We start from the raw sequence: 20,694 nt of genomic DNA, 5'->3' as shown, positions 1-20,694 counted from the left end.
TAGTTAGGTAGTTACGGAGTTACAAAGTTACAACGAACGTCAGCCGCTGACGAGAAAATCTGCTAGCTTTTGTACAGCGATGGCACGGTGGCTGATGGTATTTTTTTCTTCTGCAGACATCTCTGCAAAGGTTTGTTGGTAGCCTTCGGGGATAAAGATCGGATCATATCCAAAACCTTTCCCGCCACGACGTTCCGCGATAATGCGACCTTCAATTGCACCCTCAAAATAGTGTTGTTTTCCGTTCAAAAACAAAGAAATGACCGTTTTGAAACGGGCGGCACGATGTGTTTTCCCTTCCAATCTTTCCAATACCAAATCAATATTCTTCTCCATATCACGGCTACCGGAATACCGTGCAGAATATACTCCTGGTTCACCATTTAAAGCATCTATTTCCAAACCCGAGTCGTCACCGAAGCAATCCAGCTTATATTTCGCAAACAGATAATCCGTCTTTTGCCGGGCATTCTCCTGAAAGGTTTCGCCAGTTTCCGGAATGTCGTCCTCGCAGCCTATATCGGCCAATGACTTTATCGCAAACTTATCACCGATAATAGCCTGTACCTCCTCCAGCTTATGGGCATTATTTGTTGCAAATATGAGCTCAGTCATTTGATTATCTCTTTATTAGGAAAGAATAAAAGATTTAAATTCTGTCCAAAACAGTTTTTTCTTATTAATATCGGCAAACATCTCTTCGAAGGAGAAGGTGTTGAACACGGTAGCAACTCGCCCACGCATATATGAATTGTGCGCAATAGCGGGTAATTTTAAAGATGCCGGTTCTACCCCTAACAAAGTGATTTTCGTAGGCTCGAAGAACGACATAATCCGTTTAAAATCATTTGGATTATGTGTATTGGCAAGATTGACGACAGCCACATTCTCGGGAGTAAGCTGCAAAGCCCCTATGGTTTTGACAAAAGCTTCTTCCGCCTGAGGCGAAAAATAAGGGTAATCCGGATAACGCAGGATAAACAGGACACCTGTCGACTTATCCCCTTGGTAAACAAACTCCTCCTGCACCATAGTGGCATCGGCAGGCGAAGTTTGTTCAAGAACTTGACTTGGGGATGGTTTGACTGCTGTATCCTGCATGACAAAGCCCGTCGAGAAAATTGTTTCCGACATCAAAGCCTGTAACGCTACCGGATTATTTGTCAATAAGGTATTCATCTCTGTTTGTCTTTTTATCACTAATCGCTCGAGCCGCGATGGGGCTCCTACTTTTTTTCCGCAAAAAAGATAGGCAAAAAACTCGTCGCTGTACCGGCTCGCTACAATGTCTCTTCCTTCCTGCTATCCGCGACCCGCTAAGGCGACACCTATAGCTCTTGTGCGGATATTGCACTACCCCTACTACTGCCAAACCGGAACAAAGTGGAGTTCAGCGAAGCTAAAGCTTTGAGGCAGCATTTATTGTGTTTGTACGGATTCTGCTTTTCTTATTTTCACTATTCGTGGAACGCCGTAACCTTATAACCTCATAACCCCGTAACTTTATAACCTCGTAACCTATGAACTAACAACACCTTTCACCAAATCTAACATCTAAATACTAATATCTACCTACTAAACCTCACCACTGCACATCGCCAAGGACGTTACCGTAAACAAGCGGCCTAGGACGGTGCAGCGTGAAGAAAACAGTCGGCTGCCCGTAAAAAACGATCGAAAAAATGGAGCGTAGCGTAATGGCTCCGATCGGTTTAGGGCAAGCAGGCTGTTTTTAGCGTCGTACCGTCCAAGCCTTGACTTTTTTTGCTTCGTTTTTTTTGTCAAGAAAAAAAATGAAGGGCCCTCCCGGCCCGAGGGGCCCCTTACTGTCCCAGCACCCAGGCAAACACCAGTGGAGCGACAATCGTTGCGTCCGACTCGATGACAAATTTCGGCGTATCGATATCCAGTTTACCCCAGGTAATCTTTTCGTTGGGTACTGCACCCGAGTACGAACCATAGGAGGTTGTCGAATCCGAAATCTGACAGAAATACGACCAGAAAGGCACATCCTCCCATTCCAGATCCTGATACATCATCGGTACTACACAGATCGGGAAGTCACCCGAAATACCACCGGCAATCTGGAAAAATCCTACACCTTTACCTTCCGAATTGGCACGGTACCATTCCGTCAGATAAATCATATATTCTATACCCGATTTCACCGTAGACGCTTTCAGTTTACCTTTAATCACATTCGAAGCAAAAATATTACCCGTTGTGGAGTCCTCCCATCCCGGACATACGATTGGTAAGTTTTTCTCCGCAGCCGCCACGATCCAAGAGTTTTTGGGGTCAATTTCATAATATTGTTCCAATACACCCGAGTTGACCACCTGATATAGAAATTCATGCGGCAAATAACGTTCGCCTTTTGCTTCTGCAGCATGCCATACATCTTCCAGATGCGTCTGCAGACGACGAAAGGCCTCCTCTTCCGGGATACAGGTATCTGTCACCCGATTATAATGCTGATCCAGTAGCTCACGCTCTTGCTCGGGCGTAAGATCCCGGTAATTCGGCACACGCTTGTAATGCGAATGCGCCACCAGGTTCATCACATCTTCTTCCAGGTTGGCCCCTGTACATGAAATAATATGCACTTTATCCTGACGGATCATCTCCGCCAAAGAGATACCTAATTCGGCAGTGGACATCGCGCCACCCAGCGAAATCAACATCTTTCCGCCTTCCAACAGATGGGTCTCGTACCCTTTTGCCGCATCTACTAACGCAGCAGCATTAAAATGAAGGTAATTCTTCGCTAAAAATTGAGATATAGGACCTTTTTGTGTACTCATAGTGTATCAATAGCTAATCATAAAAATATAAATGCAAAGGTAGGGAATATCTCCCAATTATCGGGACTCCTCACCTCCGCCGGAGCAGCTTTCTGAAGAGCAAATAAAAGAAAACCAGAAACGCGAGGATAACCAATAAAACGATACCCTCAGCTATACCGATGTGCCAGCTCACGATTACCCTCCTTTCATCATATCACCCATTTATCACAACGGTCCAAAAAGGCCTCGGAAATATCCGCACCGATACCGATATCATCCGATACCGAGACTTGATACCCGTCGTATTGCACCCCTCCTATTACAGGATCTTCCAGATGTCCGACCATACAGGTATCCAGATCAAAGAATTTTACATTTGGTGCCGCATAGGCGAAATGCACTTTCGCTGCCAACGCCAGACGACTTTCCAGCATTCCACCGATCATACAAGGGATACTGTACTCCGCAGCCACCTCCTGAATCTTCAGCGCTTCATAAATGCCCGATGATTTAGAGAATTTGATATTGATGAAATCACAAGCGTCGGTTCGGCAGAGGCGCTCTGCATCCCAATGGCTATATACCGACTCATCCGCCATGATCGGTACGATAGTCTGCGTACGTAGTTCCGGCAACAAATGATCGTTATATGTCCGCATGGGCTGCTCGCAAAATTGAATTTTATAGGCCTCCATACCCTGCAAGGCTTCTACAGCCTCTTCATATGACCATCCCTGATTAGCGTCGATACGTATAGCGATGTCAAAACCCACGGCCTGACGGATCGCTTTTATACGCTGTATATCGTCCTGAGGTTTTTTTCCCAGTTTGACTTTTATGGTAGAAGCACCACTTTCTTTAAATTGTAGCGCCTTTGCCGCCATTTCTTCCGGCGCAGCAATACCCAATGTAATATCGGTGACGATATCGCGTCGTTCTCCCTGCAGGAACTTATATAAAGGAAGATTTGCATGTTTTGCAGCCAAGTCGTATAAGGCCATATCAAAAGCTGACTTGATGGTCGCGTTACCGGCAATATACAAATGAAGTTCTGCCAGGCGATCGGCAATCGCTAAAGGATTCTTACCTTTCCACAGGCGTGCAAAATCCTGCGCCACGCTGATACAGGTATTTTGGGTTTCCCCGACAATCATCGGAAAAGCCGAACATTCTCCTACACCATACAACCCCTCATCGGTTAGCAGTTTGATGTATGTATTTTGTGCATAATCCATTGTCCCTGTCGCAATGACAAAGGGCTCCATCGGAATACTCAGTCGGTAAATTTCTATTGCGGTTATGTTCATGGCAGGTAAACTTAGACAAAAAGCGCCATATTCACCATTATTTTTTTAGTTTTTAAGTTGTCCTAACTACCTTTCCACGATGCTAATCGCATATCCGCCGCCCGGAGCAACTTTTTGCTTCAACGTAGACTTATTCGTTACCCTCACCTTGCGGATGGTATATGCTTGTGGATTTGTTTTATAATGCGCATCGGGAGCATCCGCGTATATCGTTGCCGTATATTGCTTACCAGGTTCCAAAAAGCTAAAATCAATATGCGAAGTATAACCATTTTCACCGCTCACATTACCGATAAACCACTGGCCGCTGCCCTTGGCTTTTCGTGCTACCGTCACATATTCGCCCGGTTCTGCTTCCAGATACACACTTTCATCCCAATCCAAGGCCACATCCCTGATAAATTGGAATGCATCGATAAAACGCTTATAGTGCTCGGGGAAGTCTGCCGCCATTTGTAGTGGACTATACATGGTAACATACAGTGCCAGCTGATTCGCCAAAGTAGCATTGACATGCGAGCGGTTATTGGGATTTATCTTTTGGATATCCATCTCAAAAATACCAGGTGTAAAATCCATGGGTCCACCAATGAGTCGGGTAAAGGGCAATATCGTAACATGATTCGCCTTATTCCCACCAAAAGCCTGATACTCCGTACCCCGCGCGGACTCATTGGCGATCAGATTTGGCCAGGTACGCGATAGGCCTGTCGGACGCACTGCTTCATGTGCATTCACCATAATCTTATATTCTGCTGCCTTTTCAAGGGCATACTGATAGTGATTATTGGTCCACTGACTATAATGATGTTCACCAATGGGAATAATATTACCCACATATCCACTTTTCACTGCATCATAGCCGTTGGCTTTCATAAAACGATATGCGGTGTCCATATAACGCTCATAATTTCGTGTAGCACCGGAAGTCTCATGATGCATAATCATGTTCACGCCCTTGCTCCTGGCATAGTCCCGGATCTCTTTCAGATCAAAGTCCGGATAAGGTGTCACAAAATCAAATACATGATCTTTGGCATTGCCAAACCAATCCTCCCAACCGATATTCCAGCCTTCCACCAATACGCCGTCAAATCCATTGTCTGCCGCAAAATCGATATAACGTTTTACATTAGCCGTCGTCGCACCGTGCTTACCGTGTGGCTTTACCCGTGTATAGTCCGTTTCTCCAAGATGCACACTTGGCAAATCGTAGGTATATGACCATTCGCTCTTGCCGGTAATCATTTCCCACCAGACCCCCACGTATTTAGTGGGCTTAATCCAGGACGTATCTTCGATTTTAGAAGGTTCGTTGAGATTCAAGGTCATTTTAGAAGCCAGTATCGCCCGAGCGTCGTCACTCACTATAATGGTGCGCCAAGGCGACTGTGCCGGCGTTTGTAAGCTTCCTTTCGTGCCGTTAGCATCCGGTGTCAACCAAGACTCAAACACAAAATTCTTATCGTCCAGATTGAGGTGCATGCAAGCATAATTGATCAAGGCCGCCTCATGTATATTGATATAGATTCCGTCATCCGTCTTCAACATCAAGGCTGTCTGTACGCCAGTGGGTGAAAAAGGTGTTTGTGAAGCATTCGGTGTTATCGCCTGCTGCATAAGCCCACGGATCTCCGACAATCTCGATTTGGTGTAATCGTACTCCTGCGTATCATAGTCGCCCGGTATCCAGTAGGCGGTATGATCGCCTGTAAGCGCAAACTGTGTCTTTTCCTCCTGAATAACCATATAGGTCATATTCTTCTGCTCGGGAAACTCGTAGCGAAAGCCCAGTCCGTCGTCGAACAAGCGAAAACGGATACGCATAAGACGCTCCGACCCTGACTGCTGCAAAGTAAGAAGCAATTCATTGTAGTAATTGCGGATATCTTTGGTTTCTCCCCAAACCGGATGCCAGGTCTCATCAAAAGTTGTCCTCTTCTGATCGATCAACGTGAAATTGTCGTAGAGGGAATGTACCGGCCTCTCCTTGGTGCTCTCGCCTTCGCCGGCAAACTCCACCTTCTGCATATTACCGGTCAACTCCAATCCCAAGGCACTCGGTTTGATCACGGATTTATTTTTATAATCCAACCGATAAGTCGGCTCTCCCTTCTCCGTCAGGGAGAAAGTCAGACGAAACGTGCCGGAGGGCGATGTCAGTTCCTGCGCATAAGCGTACACCATACTGAGGAGCAGCACGTTCAAAATAAGCCCTATTTTCTTCATGAATATAGTATTAGTGTTGGATCTTGATATGTAGCTTATTCCTTTCGTCCAAGGTCTTAACCACGCAGACTTGCTTTTCGGCATCCCAAAACCATCCCGCACTACGACCTTGCAACGCACTTATGTCAGACAACTCGGCAAGAGATTTACCACCAAGTTCTACCTGCTTCGGCTTCGATTCCACATGATAGTGAAAGAATAGGTTTCTTCCTTTGGCAGGTGAATAACCTTGGTCCTTGGCCACAAACTCCGTTTCCCAACCTGTCTCGGTCGTGGTGCAACGTATAGCCGATGTAGCAAAATGATCCTGTTGGTAGTCCAAGGTTATTCCGTCGTCTTCGTAGAGTTCAAACTGTGCAGATTCCCCCTCGTAATTCGGGAACACATGAATCAGCAGCGGATATTGCTCATCCTCGTGGATATACTGCATCACCGGCATCATCGGCACGATGGAACCCTTTTTTACAAAAATGGGGATTTTACTCAATGGAGCACGATAAGCAATCTGCTGCCCACCGAGGTAAATTGTCTTTTTATCGTTAAAATCAAACCACTCTCCATCCGGTAGATATAAGCGCTTCACCCGTTCGCCTTTTTTCAGTACCGGTGCCACCAACAACTGTTCGCCGAACATAAACTGATCTTCCGTCTTAACGGCCTGCTCATCCTGCGGATACTCCATAAATAATCCACGCACCAGCGGCAGTCCACTGTCATGCGCCTGACGAGCATAGGAGTAGATATACGGGAAAAGCTGATATTTGAGTTCGATGGCAGCCTTGACATTTTTCTCGGCAACATCTCCAAAAAGCCAGGGTTCTACCGCATTGTCACCTTCGTGATGCGCACGGCTCAAGGGGTTGAACACCCCAAACTGCATCCAGCGCGTATACAATTCAGCCATGGCCGGATAATCTGTAATATCACCACAATAGCCCGATATGTCTGTTGTCCAGAAAGGAATGCCACCCAAGCCGGCTGATATACCCACCTGCACCTGATTGGCCATCTGTGCCCAGCCTTCTAGGACATCCGCACCATTGCCACTGTCGCCCGTCCAGCCAAAGGTATACCGCTGTAGGCCGGCATATGCCGCCCGGGTCATCTGAAAGATACGGCGATTGGGATTATGCTTTTCAAACTGTTCCTTGACCACCTTATCCCAGGTCATACCGTAGACATTGTGGATCTCGTCGTGCATGCCGATATGATGCTGCATATAGAGGCGATCCAGATCCTCCTCATTGCTCCATGCCGGCTCTCCCATGTCGGTCCAGAAACCACTGGCACCGTCTGCAATCGGTTTTTGTTGCAGGTTCCCCCACCAGTCGGCCACCTGCGGCAGGGTAAAGTCCACCACACCGCAATTTCCGCCCCAAGGCCAAGGCATATCGTACGCCTTACCCGTGCGGCTATCCTTCACAAAATACCCCAGTTTGTTGGCCTCCTCCCACTGCTTTTTGTTAGCCTGTGACACGACAGGATCCTGCGATAGGATCATCTTGAATCCTTGCTCCTTCAACTGTGACAGCATCTTTCGGGGATTCGTATAATTTCCTTTACGCCACTCGAAATCCTGCAACCACTGTGTCCAGCCTATATCTTGGTAAATGATATCGATAGGAATTTTTCGCTTTCTAAACTCTGCAGCGATTTCAAGAGCCTGATCTTCCTTTGTGTATAACCCTCGGCTCTGAGCAAAACCAAAAGCCCACTTCGGCGGCATAATCGGCTTCCCTGTCAGGGCTATATATTGTTTCTGGATATCTTTATAATCTTTACCGTAGATAAAATAATAGATAAATGCACCATCCGGTGCCTCAAAGGAGTACGAATCGGCAGATTCGGTACCAAACTTAAATTCCGTCTTATAGGTATTATCCAGGAAGACGCCATAATTATAACTACTTATAAAAAAGGGAATACTCTTATATAAGGGATCTTCCTGTGTACTGTAGCAAGGTTTGTCGCTGTTCCACATCTTATAGTTCCTTCCTCGGCGGTTGAGTGGGCCTGTCTTCTCCCCCAAACCGTAAATACGTTCATCCTCCCGCAGTATTTTATGTGCTGTAATACGGGTACCATCAACGACAAGTCCCTGATCTTTATAGTCGCCAAAGATCAATTTTTGCCACTTGTCATAGATCAGTAGCTGCATGGGATCTTTGTTGAGACGCACGCGGAGCTTCGCCGTATAGATCTCAAAACTTGCCGGTTCATCGTTGACCTGTATCTCCCCGACGTCTTCCAATTGATCCTGCACGACGGCAAAGGAAGGATTGCTCCGTTGCAACTCGCCTTTCGGATCGAACCAAACGCGGACAACCGAACTGCTGCTAAACTGGAGCTGCAGCTTGCTGCCTTCCGCACAGGCAAATGTGACCGTATTTTTATCGACCGTATACGCCGTACAACCGCGGGGCTTCTGTTGAGCAGACACCGACAGCGTCGCTCCGACATAACAACATAAAATATAAAAAACTATTTTCTGCATAATCATTCGTATTCAACAACAACCATATCCCAGTATTTTAACTGGGGAAGTTTCACCGTAATCTCCATACCCTGTTGGGTAACCGAAATATTTTGTGCCACACCTGCGTTTTGATCGGGCGAAGCTACCCATACCCTCTTTACTGTCCGTGTGACGGGAATTTTCACCTCCATATCCTGTATAAGATTGGGCTCGGCCTGCACCCCATAGTCGTCCCGCCATTCCATTGTCGTAGCGTGGATAAAGTTGACGAAGTGGAACACATCCTTATTCGCTAATTTGCGCCCATATACCGTAACCCCGCCCTGCACGGCCGTACCATTATGGAGCGTTACATCTGTAGCCGTCACCGAAGGCACGACCATTTCACCGCCATCACGTAGCAGATTTTGATAGCCTACCATAAAATCATAGTAGGTAATCAGCTTATCCTTCAAGGTACCTTTCATGCGCAGGTTATTGTTCGGAAAGTACTCATTCGCCAGATAATGTTCACCGACTTCCAAGTGAGCGCCGCCGTTGGCAAAGATGACCGCGTTGGTAAGCAGCACGCTCGGCTCATGTATAAATCCCGCTTTATCCGACTTCGCATAGTTCATATAGGCCGCCAGAACACTATTGCGGGTATACCCACTGAAGCGATAATTGTCGTGGATAATTCCGGTCAGCTGATCGAACGTATTGTAAGGATCCCAGACCTCGGTATAGAGAAAATCTACTCCCGAAGGACCTATCGATTGTTCCTGCCCATATTGGGCAACCGAATTCATCACATGATATTTATCGGGAAATTTAACCACTGTCGCAGCGATAAACGAACCGTACGATGCTGCCAGGTCGATGCTATTTCCATCGTAGTCATAGACGGTGCCCCTATTTCCCAGCTGGTCGATATGAAAGCCGTCAAAGTCGAATACCTCGTATACCTCTTGATGTCTTTTATTGATATAGGTCTGCCAGTCCGGATTCGCCGGATTCGTCAGATAAATACTACTCCGAAAGGGAGGGTCCAGCGGATGCATATCTTTTTCCTGATGCTCCTGATCTTTAAAAAGGTACCAGTTTTCGCCTACACCATCACTGGCGGCATTGTCCAATGCACCAAACAGCAGGTTATAGAACATCGTTTTCATCCCTTTGTCGTGCATCGCTTGGATATATCCGGCCACGGTGGATTTGTAATTGGTGCGGCCGATCAAGTCGGGCCAGGATTCGGCAGGATTTGCCACCGAACCAGCCAACGGCTTTTGGTGATCGTGCATCCAGTCGTAAAACTGCACGCCGTTGATATGAAAGCGGCTCAGGTTGTCTACATTCCGCGCTATAGCATCGGCAGACATCAGATCGTACTGCGAGACAAAACCATACCGTGGAAACTTGGTCCATTCGGAGGACACATCCACCGCAATACTATATAAAGGTTTTTTCTCCGCATCGTCCTTTCTATACACATAGACCAGATAGCCCTGAAAATCATCGGCAGGCGCTTTCCATGTCCAGCTATTGCCCGACATGTTCTCCTCCTTGATAACCTCCCCCAAATGGGTATAGGCCACCGTCGCATTTCCGGGAAGTTCCTCCTCCAAAGTGAATTTTACAGTTTCCCCAGGTTTGTAGACCGCCTTATAGGTCTTCAGTGCCGGTTTAAAATAGGTCTGTCCGTATGTGATCGGGTCGTTGGTTACATCGTAGTAATCTTTACACCCGGCTACCAGGAGTATACTACTTATCGTAAAAGCCCAAGCTATTTTTTTCATTTTTCTTTCTTTTTGTCCTCGAATATTTACTTACTGCTTCTGGATAATCACCGTCTCTTTCAGTTGATCCAGCGTAATCGTGTACGTACCGGCCGAGGCAAGCTTCCACTTATTGTCCGGATTAGATCCCGGTTGACTGAACAGTACCGGCTCTTCCGCCCCTGTCGGTTCGATGCCGTTGACCGGAGCGAGGAACCAAGCGCCGTTCCAATCGGACTGCTTATCGCAGCTGAATTTGAGTTCACCCGCCTGCAGTGTTCCCGTCCAGGTAAATACGTAATCCGAGCTTTTGACCATAGGCGTAGCATTACCAATGTCCCATCCGCTCGGAGTTGCGTCACCTACGATATACATATCGGCAAATGGCGTAAAGGGCACAATATCCAAGGTATTCTCCCGCAGGTCGAGTTTGATCTTGTACACGTCATTTCCTATTTTCCATTTATAATCGTCACTGTTTTCACTCTCCGACCAGCTCACCACAGGGAGGTCAACACCCACACCCTGTTCATTGGTCTCCGGACGCAGGAAGACAACACTCGGATCAAAATCTGGCCGTGTAGCGATCTTAAACTCATCAGTAGCATTACTGGAATTCAGTTCACCATGATAGCGGAAGATAAACGGGTCGTTCGCATCGACTGTCATCGGTTGGAAAGACCAACCCGTAAACCCACCCACAAACCACAGTTCGCTATACGCTGCTCCTTCTGTTTCGACTACATCGATCTGCAGTGTAATCAGATTGACCTTTACCTGATAACTTCCCGCCTCCGTCACGACGAAAGGTACATCATACGGATCGTCTCCCGACTCCCGGAAATACAGACTGTGATCGTCGTCACCTCTATTATAAGACGGCGCAAATTCACCCAAAGTCGTGATAAACTTATACTCTCCGGCCGTCAGATTCCCCTGCCAGATAAAGGTACCCGGAGCACCCTGTACCACATTCATCTTCGTGGCATCGTCCGCACTCCAACCGTTCGGCGTTGCACTGCCGATCAGATAAAGTGTAGGCGTGATGGGTTTATAGGTCGTCACCTTCACCGAAAGAACCTCAGATACTTGAGGAGCGATACCTTCAGCCTGTACGTATGCCGTCACACGTATGTCCAGATCTACTGTAGAGGCAGGTGCAACACCAAATTCCTCCAACAGCAGTTTATTCAGCTGTCCTGACCGATAAATGACCGCTGTATTACCCTTTTCCAACTCGGTAACTACAGCATCCTCAAAATTGCTGCCCTTCGGAGCCAGTTCAAAGATATAACGAACCGCAGCGTTCGAACCAAAATTAGAGCCCGGCGTCCAGCTGAACTTTACCGCGTCACCTTCCGGTGCAGCCACATTGAGGGCAATATCGGTCGCACTGGCACTTAACACCACTGGACTATCGGGATAGGAAATATTCCCAAACTCATCTTTACAGGAAATAAGCATCAGCGGCAGCATGAGACATAGGCTGATGATCGAATATATCTTTTTCATCGTTTTTTTCATGATTAAGAAATTAATAATCATCATTTTGTTCCAGATTATGGTTGGCATCGATTTCTACCTGCGGAATAGGTAATAACAGATGCTTTCGCGCGGCATTGACCTTACCGATACTGTGCAGGAAGTCCAGTGCATACTGCCCGTTCTCCCAACGGATCATGTCAAACCAACGATGCCCCTCGAAAGCCAGCTCCATACGGCGTTCATGACGTATCTTTTCGCGCATGTCGGCCTGCGATAATTCTTCCAGCGCCTGTCTATCGGTAAGCCCTACCCGTGCCCTAACCTCATAAAGCGGATCGACAGCAAGCTCGGTCTCGCCGAGCTCGTTCAACGCCTCCGCCTTCATCAGCAATACATCGGCATAGCGTAACACGACGGTGTTCGCCGGATTGGTATTGTAATCGGGCGATACCGATAGAGGCACTAAAAACTTGCGGACATTATAGCCTGTAGTAGACATATTCGAGCGGTACGACTTGCCGTCAAACAGCGGACCGCCTTCATAAAGTATGGTCTTATCTTTTCGCAGATCGCCCTCTTCATATTGATCTACAAATTCCTGCGTAGGTTGGTTCCAGCCATAGCCACCGCCAACCCAGCCCGAGTTACGAGGTCCCATATAGGTACTGAGCCAGTTGGCCTGGTTTTCATCGCTCCAGAAATCAGCCTTGGTCAACCCATAATACTGCACTTCAAACAATGATTCCGCTGTATTCTTGTTCCGCTGCTCTCCACCGAAACAATCGCTATAATCCGGGTTAAGCACATAACCGAGGTTCGTTACCAAGTTGCACATATCCAGACTCTGTTCATAGCGTCCAAGTGTCAGATACACTTTGGCCAACAGTCCGGCAGCAGCCCCCTTACTGGCACGACCCTTATCTTCGTCGCCATACTCCTCCCGCGGCGGCAGAAAACTCACAGCCTCCATTAGGTCGGGAATGATGACCTCATTATAGATCCTATCCTTGCTGACGCGGGGCTGGTTCAGATCGTCGCCAGGCTTGGCAGGGGTCAGGCTCATCGGAACATCCCCAAAAAGTTGCACCAGTATAAAATAGTAGTTGGCCCGCAGAAACTTCGCTTCTCCGATCAGTCTGTTTTTCAGGGTCTGATCAATAGCCATCGAAGGCACATTCTCCAATACCGTATTGCAGTAGAGGATACCCGGATTAGGACCACGCCACAAATCTACCGCCGCAAAATTGTCCGGCCCGGTTGTGAAATTAGCGAGCTGTACCGTTTCAATACCATCATCGCCACCGCCGGCACCCACCACACTGTTGCCGGCCATAATATCCAAGGTCCATATCCGCATGTTGTACAGCTTGGGCCGCTGTAAGGGTTGATAAGCCGCATTCACCATCGCAATGGCCGAAGCCGCATCCCGAACCGATTCAGCGCCGGGATCCAGCAATGGATCCTTATCTAAGAAGCCCGAACAGGAACCCAATAGCAAAGGAATAATCAAAAAGGCCGTATAAAATATCTTGTTCATAGTCGTATTTTTTAATCTTAGAATCGTAAATCTATACCCAAGCTCAAATTTCGCGTAATCGGATAACGGCTTTCGTCTACGCCGTTGACCTCCGGATCAAAGCCCGAATACTTCGTCCAGGTCAATAGGTTCTGCCCCGAGAAGTAAAAACGTAAACTACCTACACCTGCCCGTTGTACGAGTGTTTCGGGAAGCGTATACCCCACCGTAACATTCTTTAGGCGGAGGTATTTACCATCTTCCACAAAACGATCCGAATGGCGTGTATTCTTGTTTGGGTCACTGTAGATCGCACGCGGCATATCGTTGCTCGTCCCTTCGCCTGTCCAGCGATCCAGCACCTTCGTTGTCTGGTTGCGCACTGTATACATCCCTTCCAAGGTCACTCGGTTCGCATTGTAAATTTTGTTTCCGGCTACGCCTTGCAAAAACACCTCTACATCAAAGTTTTTATAGGACAGGCTATTGCCCAAAGCAAACGACCAGCTTGGTGTCGGATTGCCAATGTACGTACGGTCGTAATCGTTGACCACTCCATCCTTGTTGATGTCGACGAACTTGATATCGCCCGGTGCAGTACTGTTGTAGGGATCCGCTGCTTGGTACTGAAAAGCGTAGTTGTTGACTTCATCCCAATTCTGAAATATCCCATTGGTCCTCCATCCGTAGAATGAGGATATAGGCTGACCTACTGTATGGGATTGAAATCCGAAATACATCGGCACATCGCCATCCAGCTTGACGATCTTGTTTTGGTTGTACGAAAGATTAAAATCCGAGCGCCATGTGAATGCACCCCGAAAATTCTGACTACTGACGGACAGTTCCCAGCCACGGTTTTCCACCTCACCGGCATTGATTTTCGGCGTCGAGATATCCGAATATCCCGTCGTAATCGGTACAACCATATCGACCAACATATCCGAAGTCTTTTTGATATAGGCATCAAATGTCACATTGATCCGGCTGTTCAACAGGCTGGCATCCAAACCTACGTTGCTTTGTTTCACCGTTTCCCATCGGATGTCAGGATATGGCATGACCAACGGATACAACGTCGATACCGGCTTTCCGTTAAACACGTACTGGGCTGTCTTCAACCTGGCCGAAGCCGCATAAGCATCCAACACAGCCTGATTACCTGTCGCACCGTAACCTGCCCGTATTTTCAGGTCATTCCAAAAGTCACTTTTAGGAAAGAAATCTTCCTCTGAAAGACGCCATGCGGCTGCGAATGAGGGGAAAGTCCCCCAACGGTTTGCCGAAGCAATACGAGAAGTCCCATCGTAACGTATCGTGGCTGTCAGTAGATATTTATTGTTGTAAGTATAGTTTGCACGGCCAAAGAAAGAGAGCAAAGCCCATTCTTCCCGACTGCCTCCTACGGTAGGATCCAGCAATCCGTTGCTCAATTGGTTGTTGTTGTCGGATAAGAAATCCTGGATGCTGCCGTTCATATAGTTGTACGCATTGTTCTGCGCACTCGAACCGACCATGATATTTACATCGTGCTTATCGGCAAAGGTGTTCGCATACGTCAATGTATTATCCCACAAATACGTCAAACTTTTATTAAAGCTCTCTCGCCGCGATGAATACGGTACCGCTATAGGCTTCCAATCGTATTTAGGCGAAAAGCCTACATTATCCCAAGCTTTGTAATCCAGGCCCAAGATGGTCTTAAACGTAAAGTTGTTTGCTATAGTAGCTTCGCCATAAAGATTCCCCAAGAGATTGTAACCATTTGTCGTATTCTGTTCCAATAACGCCGTACCTATGGGGTTCCGGAGGTCGCCGTAGTAGAGTGGCTCTGCACCAGGCCCCGAAAAACTACCGTCGGCGTTATAAATAGGGTCTGTAGGCAACGAGGCCAATGTATTCAGTACGCTGTACGAACCACTCTTTTTGACATCGTGACTCAAACTCAGATTGTTCCCAAACTTTAGCCAGGAAGTCTGCTTCGTTTCGTTATTAAACTGAAAAGTGTACCGCTTATATGCCGTATTGATCACGATACCTTCCTGATTGAGTACACCGCCCGATACATAATAGGTACTCTTATCGCTCCCACCCGAATAAGCTACCGAATAGTTCGACAGGCGATCATCACGCAATAATGCATCGGTCCAATCTGTACCTTCGTCCCATATTGTCGGATCGGCAAAATCCGGGCGTTGCAGATTGTTATTATTCAACATCATTTCGTTGTGAAAAGAAGCAAACTGACGTGCATTCAACATCTGGGGAACACTTGTGGCACGTTGCGTGGCAAAATTGGCGCTCGCTGTAATATTTCCCTTATTTCTGTTCCCCTTTTTCGTCGAGATGAGTACCACACCATTCGCACCGCGCGAGCCATATATCGCTGTTGCCGATGCATCTTTCAATATGTCTATGGTCTCGACATCGTTAGGGTTCAGCGCATTCAAAGGAAGATCGGTCGGCACGCCATCGATCACCAGCAGTGGCGCACTGTTGTTGATCGATCCCAGTCCGCGGATCTGTATAGACACATTGCTGCCTGGATCACCCGAGTTGACAATCTGCACGCCGGAGGCACGCCCCTGCAAGGCTTCGCCTATATTTGCCACAGGACGGTCTTTCATCGCCTCCGAGCCCACGGAAGACAACGAGCCCGTCAGATCACGCTTACGAACCTGCCCGTAACCGATGACCACCACCTCGTCCAGCAGTTCTTCCTCCGGCTGCAACACCACAAGGTATTCGCTCTTCTGATCAACAGCAATTTCCTGAGTAATGTAACCAACATAGGATACCGACAAGACAGCCCCTGAAGCTGCCTGCAGGGCAAACCTTCCACTTGCATTCGTACTGACCACAGTATTACTTGCTCGAAGAGCTACTGTCGCGCCTTCAATGGGCTGCCCTTGGGCGTCACGCACGATTCCCGAAATCGTCCTTTGCTGAGCAAACGTGTACATACTGCATAACAGCAACAGTACAGTCGGTAGTAGAATCGATAAGCTTATTTTTTTGCCTTTCTTCATCATATTATGATTATTAAAATTTATAATTGTATGCACCTTCCGAGATGCTCATATTCTCGACAGCGACTATGACAAAGCTATAGAAGACAAAGGGGGAATAAAAGATGTGTTGAATTAAATATTAACAGCACAAATATTTAATTCACTAAACACCAATACATTAACACAAAAATATACCCCTAAAAATATAGACGATTTACGATCCAGATTTGCTGATTCGTCCTATTTTCATGACCATATTATCAAATTCTTCACGGGGAACAGCGGCTTTATTCCTGATTTTCGTACGGTAGGTATAGATTGTATTGGTCGAATAATGGAGGAAGTCGGCAATCTTCGAAGTGTCGGTAATCCCCAACCGAATCAAAGCAAAAATCCGCAGTTCGGTACTCAGAACCTCTCCGGGTTTGGTCATTAGATGCTCTTCCTCCAATAACAAGGAATTGAAATCCTCCACAAAATTCGGATACAACTGTAGAAAAATATGGTCGAAAGTGGTAAAAAGCTCCTTCACCTCTTGATCGATCATGGCTCTCGACTTCAGCAACTTCGTCAGCTCATCGATTTTTTGACCCATGACCATCTTCTTGAGTGTCAACTGAAACCGTTCGAGTTTATTAATATACATCGAACACAGGTCGAGGAACTGTCCGATATAGGTTTCCTTGATCTGATTCGCTTCGGTCAATCGGGTATTGATGGCCGATATTTCGGTATTCGTGCCGGCCAGTTCGGCATTGGAAGTCTGCAAGGCGAGATTGAGTTTATTCAACGCTTGATTTGCCTCAAAAAGCTGTTGTCGCACACGGGCGATTCTCCGCATCTGTAGGTAAACATAAATCACAGCAACCACCAAAAACAGGGAAAGTACCGAGACGACGATCAGAAAAGATGTCAGCACAAACCTGCGCTCGACTTCATTCTCTTGATAGGCCGAATCGATGATGGGAAATACTTTAGAAATCTCATACGTCCGAAAGCGTGCATTACAGAATATAGCATCTTCCATAGACGATTTGATACATTTATAAGCAGGCTCTATTTCACCAGCGTCATAGAGTAACGAGGCCAGTGCCTGCATAGCTGCATTTTCTTTGATGGCATTTTTAATATCACAACTCGCAGATTGGATAAGGTAGTAGCGTTGTTGCTGTACATTCCCTTCCTTTTGATACACATAGGCCATCGCGTAGGACAGTACCGCACGTTCGTGCGTATCCCCTATAGTCCCATCCAACATCGCCTGCAGAATACGCTTTGCTTCTCTCAACTTGCCCGCATCGTACAGTTTCTCGGCATACACGATCTGATAGTGATTCCCCGCGGGATCCAGCTCAGACAACAACGAATCGCGGTATACATCGCTCTTCTGTATATAAAAATCTTCGTTGGGGTTATTGAACGAATAGAATTTATAAAAATTCTTCCAGGTGTCGTAGTACTTGACGAGCAACGTCTGATCCAACTCTCCTGCCGATAAGGTAGAAAGCAATTGATACGAGTCGATATACATCCCAATCGTCAGATACAGGGAGGCCAGATCCAGCCTACTTTCATCGATCCAATTGGAATTTTCTTTTTCCAAAGCCAGTTTTAGGTTTTTATGAACGTAGGTAATTGCAGAATCCGGCTTGTAGGTGGTATAATCCTGATATAGTAACTTTTGCAGTGTATAGACAAGGCTATCACTGCCATGCGATTTTTTCAGCTCTTCCTCCAACTGGAGAATGTGTCCCTCCCGCACTTCCATATAGACTTCTTTCTGATCAATCAACCGCAACAGGTAATCCAAAGATAAACTATCCGTACGGGCAAATGTCGGAAGATATAGCGTCATGATCAGGAATAAAAGGATAGCCGTACGCATGGATATGGTTTCTCGGCAATATAGTAAACTTATTTAGAATTTGGCAACAAAACCAAAAAAGCCGTTTCGTTACTTTTGAATAAAGTTATCTTAACTTTTTAGCTTCGCTCGTGCAATCAACCGCAATAGGTATTCTCGATTCTTGGCTGCGCCTACCCAAATGGGTAGGCGACTTGCCAAGCTATTGTTTTGGTTTGGTAGTCCATTTCGCTGCCGCAATGGATCAGCGATATAAGTTTCAATAACAGCAAGGTGTTCAAGGTTGTAGGCCCACAACAGACCATCCTTCGTGTCTACACGATACCATACGGTAAAGCCAAAGAACGGATCGATAGGCTCATTGCGGTAGAGTACCCGACTGTATTTAGGCATGCCTCGACTATTGACATACACGATCATCTTGGGCGTATTTGCATATTTTATAGCATACCCACAAGCCATGCAGGAAAAACGCACTTGCTCTTCGTGCCGGGCTGCCGGTGCGTAGAGATCAGCACCAAAGACCAGCGCCTTTTTCTCGCAACGCGGGCAGACCACGTCAATTTGCTGCATAAAATCGCTGTTCTTTACCGCATACGGATTGTGCGCTTTCATACTGATGACCGTGTTCTTTAGCCAAGTGTATATTATTTCGTCCGGGATACGGCTATACCGGTTGTTGTTACTCCATCGCCATCGGGCAAGGTCACTGCTGTACCATTTTTCCAATATTTGGCTATATTCTTACTTTCTATTGACTCATGTCCAGACACATATATATTGCCATTGTTAACGACTATCGCAGTAGCTACCTCATCTTGACTTCCGTCGCTAAGAGGCACAGCTGTACCATTCTTCCAATATTTAGCAACTGATTTTGTATCTTCAACTTCCCCACCAACTATATAAATATCGCTATTTTGCGTAGTTAGTGCACGAGTTGTGCTGAGCCTATTTTCTGCGCTCAGCGATGTTGCTATACCATCTACCCAATGCGTGGCCATCTGCCCGGCACTCATATTTTCCCATCCTACAACATGAATCTTACCACTGATAACGGCTATCCCAAGAGCTTGTGCATTATTAGTTCCGTCGCTCAGCGAAACTTCTACGCCGTTTTTCCAATATTTAGCTACTTGTTTACCGACATTTTCGAATCCAGCTACAAACACATCGTTGTTATGCACAGCTATCGCAGTCGCTTCATGATGACGAATTCCGTCAGAAACAGACACAGCAGTACCATTTTTCCAATATTTGGCCATTGCAACACCATCCTCGAGCTCATATCCCACTACATAGATATCCTCCCCTTGAAGGACTACTGCCTTAGCAACAGAATGTTTATCCGAAAGAGATACCATTGTACCATTTTTCCAGTACCTTGCTCGCGGTTCCGAACCGACGACCTCAAGGCCGGCAACATATATATTGTCCTTATCGATAGCTATCCCGAAGGTCTCCGTTTGTTTACTTCCATCAGTAAGGAGCATAGGTGTATCGTTTTTCCAATACATTCCCCCCATAGGGCCATTACCCGACACGTAGACATCCACCTTATACACATCGATCGTTATCTCGTTACTCTCCAGGTAATTGGGTTTCTTAGCCATGACCTTATAGGTACCGGATTCGGTAAAGATATGTTTGGTGCCGTTTATCTTCTCATTACCCACATAGATATCGGCTATCACTACTTTACCGTCTGCTTTGACTTCAAAAGTCACTTCTTCACCTTCATCGACATCGGTCGAAGATGCCGTCAGCACAAGTGCAGAAGGATCACCTAAATCTGGGTCTTTATCTTTATCACAAGACAATAGCAGAAACACACTAAACAACAGACATATCATCCCGAAAATGCCCATCCTAATTTTTTGAATATTCTTCATGTTGTTCTAGATTAATGTACAGGCCAAAGGTAGAATCTTAAACAAGACCCGTAAATACCTAGGGTTAGGTATTTATATTGAACAGGAAACACGACTTTTGTAATTACTTTTATGGTTTTCCTAACAAAGGATACAGTTTCCCTAACAAGGAAAACTCCAAACCTAATTAGGGATAATATTTTCCCAACCAGAGATACAGCTTCCCTAACAAGGAAAACTCCAGACCCAATTAGGGATAACATTTTCCTAATCAGGGATACAGTTTCTCCAACAAGGAAAATTCCAGACCCAATTAGGGATAGCAGTTTCCTAACCGGGGATACAGTTTCTCCAACAAGGAAAACTCCAAACCTAATTAGGGATAACAGTTTCCT

At 46.5% G+C, this 20,694-nt stretch carries 14 protein-coding genes; all 14 read right to left on the bottom strand.

Translation table 11 applies throughout. The annotated features are described in order from the left end of the window. Positions 1 to 39 precede the first annotated feature (39 nt). On the bottom strand, positions 40 to 615 hold the full coding sequence (locus G5B30_RS14100; RefSeq protein ID WP_165320645.1) for a non-canonical purine NTP diphosphatase: 576 nt from the start codon (positions 613 to 615) through the stop codon (positions 40 to 42). 15 nt (positions 616 to 630) lie between these two features. Then, a complete protein-coding gene (locus G5B30_RS14095; RefSeq protein ID WP_165320644.1) occupies positions 631 to 1,179 on the bottom strand; it encodes a hypothetical protein in 549 nt (182 codons plus the stop codon). A 644-nt stretch (positions 1,180 to 1,823) separates the two neighbouring features. Continuing rightward, positions 1,824 to 2,804 carry a deoxyhypusine synthase family protein gene (locus G5B30_RS14090; protein WP_165320643.1) on the bottom strand — a complete coding sequence of 327 codons (981 nt, stop codon included), beginning with the start codon at positions 2,802 to 2,804 and terminating at the stop codon, positions 1,824 to 1,826. Between the two features lie 191 nt (positions 2,805 to 2,995). After that, positions 2,996 to 4,093 carry a mandelate racemase/muconate lactonizing enzyme family protein gene (locus G5B30_RS14085; protein ID WP_165320642.1) on the bottom strand — a complete coding sequence of 366 codons (1,098 nt, stop codon included), beginning with the start codon at positions 4,091 to 4,093 and terminating at the stop codon, positions 2,996 to 2,998. Positions 4,094 to 4,159: 66 nt separating this feature from the next. Then, positions 4,160 to 6,322: a glycoside hydrolase family 97 protein gene (locus G5B30_RS14080; RefSeq protein WP_165320641.1), complete on the bottom strand. Its 2,163-nt coding sequence runs from the start codon at positions 6,320 to 6,322 to the stop codon at positions 4,160 to 4,162. A gap of 10 nt (positions 6,323 to 6,332) precedes the next feature. Beyond that, positions 6,333 to 8,816: a glycoside hydrolase family 31 protein gene (locus tag G5B30_RS14075; protein ID WP_206367137.1), complete on the bottom strand. Its 2,484-nt coding sequence runs from the start codon at positions 8,814 to 8,816 to the stop codon at positions 6,333 to 6,335. A 2-nt stretch (positions 8,817 to 8,818) separates the two neighbouring features. Then, the gene (locus G5B30_RS14070; RefSeq protein WP_165320639.1) at positions 8,819 to 10,573 is read right to left on the bottom strand and encodes a glycoside hydrolase family 66 protein; all 1,755 of its coding nucleotides are present in this window, start codon (positions 10,571 to 10,573) and stop codon (positions 8,819 to 8,821) included. 30 nt (positions 10,574 to 10,603) lie between these two features. Further along, on the bottom strand, positions 10,604 to 12,064 hold the full coding sequence (locus tag G5B30_RS14065) for a SusF/SusE family outer membrane protein (protein ID WP_165320638.1): 1,461 nt from the start codon (positions 12,062 to 12,064) through the stop codon (positions 10,604 to 10,606). Between the two features lie 22 nt (positions 12,065 to 12,086). Then, positions 12,087 to 13,574, bottom strand: a complete 1,488-nt coding sequence (locus tag G5B30_RS14060) for a RagB/SusD family nutrient uptake outer membrane protein (protein ID WP_165320637.1) — start codon at positions 13,572 to 13,574, stop codon at positions 12,087 to 12,089. A gap of 17 nt (positions 13,575 to 13,591) precedes the next feature. Beyond that, on the bottom strand, positions 13,592 to 16,585 hold the full coding sequence (locus tag G5B30_RS14055) for a SusC/RagA family TonB-linked outer membrane protein (RefSeq protein ID WP_206367136.1): 2,994 nt from the start codon (positions 16,583 to 16,585) through the stop codon (positions 13,592 to 13,594). Between the two features lie 193 nt (positions 16,586 to 16,778). Beyond that, the gene (locus G5B30_RS14050) at positions 16,779 to 18,449 is read right to left on the bottom strand and encodes a DUF6377 domain-containing protein (RefSeq protein WP_165320636.1); all 1,671 of its coding nucleotides are present in this window, start codon (positions 18,447 to 18,449) and stop codon (positions 16,779 to 16,781) included. 90 nt (positions 18,450 to 18,539) lie between these two features. Then, a complete protein-coding gene (locus tag G5B30_RS14045; protein WP_165320635.1) occupies positions 18,540 to 19,043 on the bottom strand; it encodes a hypothetical protein in 504 nt (167 codons plus the stop codon). Positions 19,044 to 19,075: 32 nt separating this feature from the next. Further along, positions 19,076 to 20,320, bottom strand: coding sequence for a hypothetical protein (locus G5B30_RS14040; RefSeq protein ID WP_165320634.1), 1,245 nt, complete (start codon positions 20,318 to 20,320; stop codon positions 19,076 to 19,078). Positions 20,321 to 20,331: 11 nt separating this feature from the next. Continuing rightward, positions 20,332 to 20,694 (bottom strand): hypothetical protein (locus tag G5B30_RS14035; RefSeq protein ID WP_165320633.1); only part of this gene is annotated, 363 nt, incomplete at its 5' end.

The organism is Sphingobacterium sp. SGG-5 (genome assembly GCF_011043525.1).
GTDB lineage: Bacteria > Bacteroidota > Bacteroidia > Sphingobacteriales > Sphingobacteriaceae > Sphingobacterium.
The sequence above is the reverse complement of the archived record's forward strand: the minus strand, read 5'-3'. Positions and strand labels throughout refer to the sequence as shown.